A 4,272-nucleotide genomic window follows, 5' to 3' on the forward strand; every position below is an offset into this window, starting at 1 on the left:
GAATTGCGGACTCCCTTTACCGATCATTGACAGGCAGCGGCGCTCCGCATCGCAGAAGAAATCGAATATTAAATCCGTCGTCGTCCCGTCTTATGTCGTCTATCCAGACCGATCTTGAAGCGTTTGTTCGCGAGCGCCTCTTGCTGCCAGGGACAACGCCTCCTTGATCCTTTCGGCGCTGGCCGGTTTGGTGATGACGACATGTCCATCGGCGTCCTCGACGAGGTCGGGATTCGCTGTGAGATAGGCGACGCCCAGTCCGAATCCAGCAAAAAGCGCGCGGGCGATGGAGGGGCCAGTGAGGCCGTCTCCAAGCCGAACATCGATAATCGCGACATCCGCCTCCGGTCCAAGCTCCAAAGCTTCGGACGTGTTTGTCGCGATGCCGGCGATTTCAAATCCCGCGGCGATCGCGACCTCCTCGATTGCGAGAGCAATTATTGGTTCGTCTTCGACGATGAGCAGACGCATGGTTCTTCTCCAAGGCGGTTGTAAATAAATGTAGGCGACACACGATGGCGCTTTCCGAGCGTGTCACCTGGTTGCGCCGTCAGGCTGCTGCACCTGAACGAAAATTCTGCCTTGCTGGCGGGGCCCGCCGTTGGCGTGGGTGACGGGCGACACGCCGATCGACAGCGCCGTCATCAGGACGGAGAGGGTCTTGATTTTCATGATATACTCGCTTTTCGAGGCCGCACGACGCCGTGGCAGTCGACGTGCGGTGGGGCTTCATTTCTGTTGAGGGTGGGCGGACGCGGTTTAAAGTGCGCGTCCTTGATCCGGTCAGTTGATGATCTGGATCACCTTTCGCGACGACGGTTCGACGATGACGCGCTCGTTGTTGACGATTGCATATGAATATTTCGAATTTTCCGGAACCGGTGTCACGACGACGGTTTGCGGAAGCGGCTGACCGACGACGACCTTCTCCTTGACTACGACGCGGGTCGAGGGTGCAGGTGCCTCACGGACATAGGTGACGACCTTTTCCGGCGGCGGATCGATCACCGTGCCGACGATGGCACCAGCAACACCACCGACGGCAGCACCGACAGGGCCGCCGACGATCGCGCCGGTGACTGCGCCGCCTGCAGCGCCGTTAACCGTCGAAGACTGCGCGAACGCAACGCCCGACATCAGTGCCGCGGCTGCGGCCGCACCTACGATAAGTTTGGAAAGCATCTGATCCTCCTTTTGTTCAAGCGGCCTTTTTGACCGCTGCTGAACCAACGGCAGGAAATCCTTCGCTGTTCCCGACCTCCGACCTCAGTCCGGGGGGTGACCCGGACCAAAGTCCCGGACGGAAGATGAAGGCTGCGCGTGATGCCACACGTGCTATTATCGACGGACCGAACAATGGACCGGAGCACGGAATTGTGAATCGCAAGGAAGTCGGACGCAGACGCCTCGCCATGCGCCTGCCACAGATGCGCAGCCGGATCATGTCCGCTCGGCGCCCATGGCAGCTTCAGATGTTCGAGGCCTATGAACTCGCTGTCGAGACCCGCGAGTTCATGCGCTTCAATCCTTCCGAGGAAATCCTGTTCGAGGAGTACGTGACTGCATGCCTTGAGATCGAACGTGACGTCGTTCGATCCATGCGTGACGACCGCCTCGAAAGCTAAACCTACGGGGCAAGCGACGTGCGGCTCTCGATCGCCGTCTTTAGCGGAGTTCCCTTGGAGTAGGCGACCGCTACGTCTCGGGGGCGTGCCGTGACCGACATCAGCTCGGTTTGATCGCAGGAAACTGCTCCCGTATGGCGACGCGCCGCCGACATGACCTGGAGCGTCATCACGGGAGTAGGATTCTGGCCTCGAAACCATCCACGCGTCCGCTTGCGGGTGATAAAAGCTCGAGAACCCCACCCATCTGCCGGACCATCGTGTCGGCAATCGCGAGGCCCAACCCCGAACCCTTTGCGGAAGTCGTCCCGCGACGAAACCGCAATTTCAAACCCTTGAGATCGGTCGCAGAGAGCGCCGGACCGTCGCTAGCGATGCCTATGATACCTTTATCGTCGATGGAGATCACGATCCTGCCGCCTGGCTCTCCATGAACAACTGCATTTTCGATGAGATTGCCTACGACAATGCCAAGCGCATCAACATCGACCATGCGCATCAGTGGTTTGGTCGAACTTGCATATACCAGCCGCTGCGTCGCTCCCAAATTGCGCTTGTAGTCCCCTATGACCAGATCGAGCACATAGCGGAGATCGGTCATGACCGCAGCCTGCCCGAGGCCGGCCTCTGCCCGTGCGAGCTGCAAGAGTTTTTCGGACGTATGTCCGAGCTTGACGAGCGCTTGCTCTATATTGCGCGCCCGCGCCTTCAAGGCGTCGTCCGGCAGTTCAGCCAGAAGTCTTTGCGTCTGGGCTAACGCCCCGGCCAGAGGCGTGCGTAGTTCATGCGCGCTGTGCGTGGCGAACTCCCTTTCCGCATCGATCGTCGCCCGCACGCGCTGAAGCAAAAGGTTCACGGACTGGGCGATTGGCTTCAGTTCCCGAGGCGTCGTCTCCGTCTCGACCGGCGACAGGTTGCCACCGTCCTTCTCCGAGATCGCTTCGCGCAGTTTATTGATAGGGTCCACGGCCCTTCTTGTAATCCACGCCATCAAGAGCAAGCTGAGTGGCAGCAAGACGGCTAGCGGGATGAGCATGGTCACCGCGCTTTCGCGGACGGCTTCGCGCCGGTTGCTGAACTGATCAGCGACCTGCAGGAATATTGCACCATTCGCACTAACAGCCGTGTAGAAACGGTACTTTTCGGAATCATGAAAACCTGCCGTCAGCGGCACATCGAACGGCTCTACAGGGGAGCCCTTTGAATGGAAAAGAATGCGTCCGTCTGCGGCGCGTACGTGGTAGACTAGGTATTCGTGGGCGGAAGGCGCCAGCGGCGTCCGCTCCTGCTGATCACCATTCCGGATATCTGGAATCCGACCCTCTTCAACGATAGCCAGCAATCGTTCGCCAGTTTCCTTGAGCGCACCATCGAAGATCTCGTCGAATTCCGAGCGCATTACAAGGATTCCCAGTCCGATGGCCCCAAGCCAGAATATGACCAGTAGGCCCGAAAGCGCGGTCATAAGAGGGTAGATGATGCTGCGATTTTTTCTCATTCAACCATCAGCATATAGCCGATGCCTCGCGCCGTCCTGATCTTCTCCAACCCGATCTTCTTGCGCAGCCTGCTGATGTAGACCTGCACAGTATTGCTCTCGACCTCCTCGCCGAACGCATAGAGGGCTTCCTCGATCCGCTTCTGCGTGATTAACTTTCCAGGCCTCTGGACGAGCAGATCGAGCAACGCCCATTCGCGTGGGGTCAACTGAACGTCCTGCCCGCCAACCGTGACAGAATGGGTTGCTCGTTCAATTACGATATCGGAAACCCGGACGATGTTTTGGGGACGCCCCTCGTAGCGGCGACGGACAGCGAGGATTCTTGCCTCGAGCTCGCCGAGGTTGAATGGTTTGATCAAATAGTCGTCAGCGCCTGCGTTAAGACCGGCGATGCGATCAGAAATCTGATCACGGGCGGTCAGGATGATTACCGGGGCATGACCTCCCTGTGCTCGAAAACCCTCGAGGAAAACCAGCCCGTTGCCGTCGGGAAGCTGCAGATCAAGGAGAATGAGGCCGTACTCGACAGATGTGCTTGCAGCCTCGGCATCCGCCATCGTGTGGACCCAGTCAGTCGCGTAGCCGGCAATATTGATGTGGTCTCGAACGGCCTCACCGATGAGGTCGTCGTCTTCGACTAAGAGTATGCGCACCATTCACTCCCACTGGTTCAATGTCTTGCAAGCGCCCTGCGCCTGCCTCGTTGTACCGGCTCAGGACCCGCAAGCGCATCCGACGAGCCCGGGCGACCTCGTTTTCATCGACAACGCGACAGACAGCATCGAGCAATCCCTTATAAAGCTACGCTGCCATATAGCCACGAGCCGCTTCATATTCGGACAACCAGGCAAGCCCATCTCCAGGCCGAAGGACAGAGAAGCCGTCGCCCCGAAATTACTGTTTGGTTGAGGCGGAATAGCGATCAGCGTGCGAATATCCCCACTGGTCGCTCCATGCGGATCACCAGTGGTATGAAATACCGACATTGACCGCGTTTGTGACGATGTTCGTCTTCAGGCGGTCGCCGCTGTCGATCGGCACGTCGACGCGTGAATAGGTGCCCTTGTATTCCACGAAGGTCGACCAGTTGTCGGTGACGCGGAAGTCGACGCCGGCCTGCGCCTGGAAGGTTACGCCGCCGAATTC

General features: G+C 58.6%; 7 protein-coding genes. 1 reads left to right on the top strand and 6 read right to left on the bottom strand.

Annotation, left to right across the window (positions count from 1 at the left end; all coding sequences use genetic code 11):
- Positions 1–99: 99 nt before the first annotated feature.
- The 3 genes from AC1D35_RS34900 to AC1D35_RS34910 all read right to left on the bottom strand — a co-directional run bounded on the left by AC1D35_RS34900 (position 100) and on the right by AC1D35_RS34910 (position 1,182).
- A complete protein-coding gene (locus AC1D35_RS34900; protein WP_115037904.1) occupies positions 100–471 on the bottom strand; it encodes a response regulator in 372 nt (123 codons plus the stop codon).
- A gap of 63 nt (positions 472–534) precedes the next feature.
- The gene (locus tag AC1D35_RS34905) at positions 535–672 is read right to left on the bottom strand and encodes a hypothetical protein (protein ID WP_477854070.1); all 138 of its coding nucleotides are present in this window, start codon (positions 670–672) and stop codon (positions 535–537) included.
- 111 nt (positions 673–783) lie between these two features.
- On the bottom strand, positions 784–1,182 hold the full coding sequence (locus tag AC1D35_RS34910; RefSeq protein ID WP_477942467.1) for a DUF1236 domain-containing protein: 399 nt from the start codon (positions 1,180–1,182) through the stop codon (positions 784–786).
- A gap of 194 nt (positions 1,183–1,376) precedes the next feature.
- On the opposite strand from AC1D35_RS34910, the gene AC1D35_RS34915 reads away from it, so the two are divergent.
- The gene (locus AC1D35_RS34915; protein WP_477832158.1) at positions 1,377–1,625 is read left to right on the top strand and encodes a hypothetical protein; all 249 of its coding nucleotides are present in this window, start codon (positions 1,377–1,379) and stop codon (positions 1,623–1,625) included.
- 169 nt (positions 1,626–1,794) lie between these two features.
- Here the strand turns inward: AC1D35_RS34915 and AC1D35_RS34920 are convergent, their stop codons facing one another.
- From AC1D35_RS34920 to AC1D35_RS34930, 3 genes are all read right to left on the bottom strand, one after another.
- Positions 1,795–3,024 carry a sensor histidine kinase gene (locus AC1D35_RS34920; protein WP_477942470.1) on the bottom strand — a complete coding sequence of 410 codons (1,230 nt, stop codon included), beginning with the start codon at positions 3,022–3,024 and terminating at the stop codon, positions 1,795–1,797.
- 95 nt (positions 3,025–3,119) lie between these two features.
- Positions 3,120–3,779, bottom strand: a complete 660-nt coding sequence (locus AC1D35_RS34925) for a response regulator (RefSeq protein ID WP_113309067.1) — start codon at positions 3,777–3,779, stop codon at positions 3,120–3,122.
- A gap of 307 nt (positions 3,780–4,086) precedes the next feature.
- The coding region (locus AC1D35_RS34930) for an outer membrane protein (RefSeq protein ID WP_477942472.1) at positions 4,087–4,272 on the bottom strand (186 nt) is incomplete at its 5' end.

The organism is Rhizobium sp. P1_E6 (genome assembly GCF_056405875.1).

Excerpts from the sequence above, each read along its gene's own strand:
- AC1D35_RS34905 (WP_477854070.1), bottom strand. The coding sequence starts at position 672 with ATGAAAATCAAGACCCTCTCCGTCCTGATGACGGCGCTGTCGATCGGC.
- AC1D35_RS34900 (WP_115037904.1), bottom strand. The coding sequence starts at position 471 with ATGCGTCTGCTCATCGTCGAAGACGAACCAATAATTGCTCTCGCAATC.
- AC1D35_RS34910 (WP_477942467.1), bottom strand. The coding sequence starts at position 1,182 with ATGCTTTCCAAACTTATCGTAGGTGCGGCCGCAGCCGCGGCACTGATG.
- AC1D35_RS34920 (WP_477942470.1), bottom strand. The coding sequence starts at position 3,024 with ATGCGCTCGGAATTCGACGAGATCTTCGATGGTGCGCTCAAGGAAACT.